General features: G+C 58.2%; 3 protein-coding genes. 2 read left to right on the plus strand and 1 reads right to left on the minus strand.

All coding sequences use genetic code 11. The features are described from left to right. Positions 1-481: 481 nt before the first annotated feature. Positions 482-1,336 (minus strand): HNH endonuclease signature motif containing protein, encoded by an 855-nt coding sequence (locus BUA69_RS20520; protein WP_046133349.1) that lies wholly within the window; start codon positions 1,334-1,336, stop codon positions 482-484. Between the two features lie 157 nt (positions 1,337-1,493). On the opposite strand from BUA69_RS20520, the gene BUA69_RS20525 reads away from it, so the two are divergent. Then, positions 1,494-1,763 carry a type II toxin-antitoxin system Phd/YefM family antitoxin gene (locus BUA69_RS20525; RefSeq protein ID WP_046133348.1) on the plus strand — a complete coding sequence of 90 codons (270 nt, stop codon included), beginning with the start codon at positions 1,494-1,496 and terminating at the stop codon, positions 1,761-1,763. After that, a complete protein-coding gene (locus BUA69_RS20530; protein WP_046133347.1) occupies positions 1,760-2,185 on the plus strand; it encodes a type II toxin-antitoxin system VapC family toxin in 426 nt (141 codons plus the stop codon). Before BUA69_RS20525 ends, BUA69_RS20530 begins: the two co-directional genes overlap by 4 nt. Positions 2,186-2,649: the final 464 nt, after the last annotated feature.

Below are 2,649 nucleotides of genomic sequence, written 5' to 3' on the forward strand. Positions count from 1 at the left end.
GCAAAGAGTGGCTGTGCTTGGGCGCAACATTGACGAGCGCGGCGCTCGCGGATTGTTCAGCGTGCAACTGGCGGCGCTGAGCCGGCTTATTTCAATTAGGGGTTCAATCTGGCGGGTTGGCAGAAGGACTAACAACACCTTCAGGCCACACGGCAGCTCGGGCAATCTGCCGCCGGCCGCTTACGCCAAACTCAACGCTCCCGACAAGCAATGGGATGGAGCGCTTGAGCGACTGGGGGAGCACCGTGCTCCCTCCAATTGCACCATCGAGCCCAGAAAGCTCAGAATGACCAGAGGACTCTGCTCTCGGATGGATGAGGCCTCGGGCTCACCCCAAGCCCCACATGCGGATAATGTCGGCCGTCGATCTGGTTTCGTTGCCGCAGCTCGGTTTCCATCAGCCTCCGTCATAAGGTGCGCACGGAGGACGAGGGATTATTCGGGTTCATAGGACCCCAGGACCGACAAGAAATGCGTGATGTCAAAGTCCAACCTTCGAGAATATTTCGCTAAAATGAAACTCGAGGTGCTCTGTTTTAGGCCAGGCCAAAGGTGACGTGGGGAAGTAAGCCTGTCTGTTTCCCCTGAACATCCAAACAAGGTCGGCTGGTGCGTCGGCACGGAAGACAATCTCACGACTTGGTCTGACCATGAAAAGCCCATTATCGAAGGCCCAATGAACGGAGCGCAGCAACGGCATGACGTTGCTCACTTTATCTTCTCCACCGAATGAGACGGGAACGATGTGGCAGATGTCCACTTCATGGCGCCACCAAGTGAGCGGACCGAGTCTGAGCCGCGTTGCAGCGCAGATGGGCCCGTAGTGGTCGAGCGCGTCAACTCGCAGACGCTGTGATCGGATGTAGGTTTCGCGAGTGCCTCGCTGTCGTTCCTGCTCCGGGGGAGCCAAATTGGCCTTCGAGGGAGGCTCTCCCATACCCCCGATGCTGCGTTCCGCGGCTAGTTCAACGATCTGATCAAACTGACATTGAGCAATGGGACGGATCCCGCGTGCGTAGGTATAGAACGGGTCCGGCTCCGGTTCCTTGTTGTCAGCGTTGCCAAGCGTAGAGACGGCATCGGGCGAAACCGGCACGTCGAATAGTTCGATCCGATCAAAGACTAGCAAAAGATGGTTTGCGGAACTTGGATCGGCCAACACTTCGACTAGATGTGCGGTGGCGAAATAGCCGTGTGTTGATTCATCGCGAGGAGCGTAAAGTAGCACCGCGGTTCCTGTGGCCTGGTGGGCGAGTTCACGTGAATTGCGATGAACCCGGCCAATGGACGGCGCGATTTGCTGGCTTGGACGAAGGTTAACGACGAACTTCTGCATGGTTTCTCCGGAGCTAATGCGGAGAAATACGTAGAAGATTGCCGTTGGCTTGGATGGCCTTTTTGCAGCGTGTCCTCCTCCAAGGGGGGAGGAAGGTGGCACGTCCAGGAAGTTTAGTTTATATAGTCATCATGGTCAGAGTGAAGTGGAGTAGCCAGTGTCAGTACATGAGCGAAGCAGTCGTGACGCATGGACGGTAGCCAATGCCAAGGCGCGATTGTCGGAGGTGATCGAGCGGGCGCAGAATGAGCCGCAGACGATTACCCGCAATGGCCGGCCGAGCGTGGTCGTGGTTTCGGTAGAGGAGTGGAACCGCAAGAGTGCGCGCAAGGGAAGTCTCGCCGCATTCCTGCTTGGCTCGCCCTTGGCCGGGTCGGAGCTGGCGGTTGGGCGGGTAAGCGACGAGCCGCGGGATATCGGGCTTTGAATTATCTGCTCGATACCAATGTATTGTCGGAAGTACGCCGGCCGCAGCCGGATCCGCAGGTGCTGGCCTGGCTGGACCAGGTGGATGAAGACCGAACCTATCTCAGCGTGATCTCGATCGCCGAGATTCGCCGCGGTATCGGGCTATTGGATGAAGGGCGGCGCAAGCAGGCGCTGGCCGAATGGCTCGAGGGCGATCTGCTCGATCGATTCGAGGGGCGCGTTCTGCCGATTGATGCTGTTGCTGCCCTGGCCTGGGGAGATCTGATGGTTGACAGCAAGCAGCGCGGATTTGCGCTGGCATCGATGGATGGGTTGATCGCCGCCAGTGCGGTGAGCCGCGGGCTAACCCTGGTAACGCGCAATACCAAGGACTTTGCTGGACTACCGCTCGAAATGCTCAATCCCTGGGGGAGCGAGTAGGCGCGCTCGTCGCGTGTGAGCAGTGCTTACCGTCGGAGTGAGGGCTTGGTTTCTGACCGGGATCGGTGGATGGCGGAATGACCTGGTGCCAGGCAAGAGCCCGTTTATGGAACTGGATGTGACAAACTCATCGACACGTAATGAGCTGCCGGACGCCGGGCGCCAATAGCGCGACAAGAAGTGAGATTCTCTTGCGCTTTTTCATGAGGCGAAGGGGAGGCCGTTGGGACATCGACCGAAAAAGCTTCCATGGGCAGAAAGAAACTGCGCAAAGGGATATCGGCCGGAAAGGCTAGCAAACGCTGATGCCTCAGCTGGGTTGTTCATCGGCTGCGCTGTCCGTCGCCGACAAAAAGACGGAATTGTCATATTGGGTCGTTGACAGGTTGGGGGATTGGCCCTAGAACCCGCCTCACCGCTGCAGAGCGAGACGCCAACCGGCGGCGAGAACTGCGGCAAACCAC

The sequence above is a fragment of the Devosia limi DSM 17137 genome, assembly GCF_900128975.1.
Lineage (GTDB): Bacteria > Pseudomonadota > Alphaproteobacteria > Rhizobiales > Devosiaceae > Devosia > Devosia limi.

Bases quoted from the DNA above. Each gene is read 5' to 3' on its own strand.
- BUA69_RS20520 (WP_046133349.1), bottom strand. From the start codon at position 1,336: ATGCAGAAGTTCGTCGTTAACCTTCGTCCAAGCCAGCAAATCGCGCCG.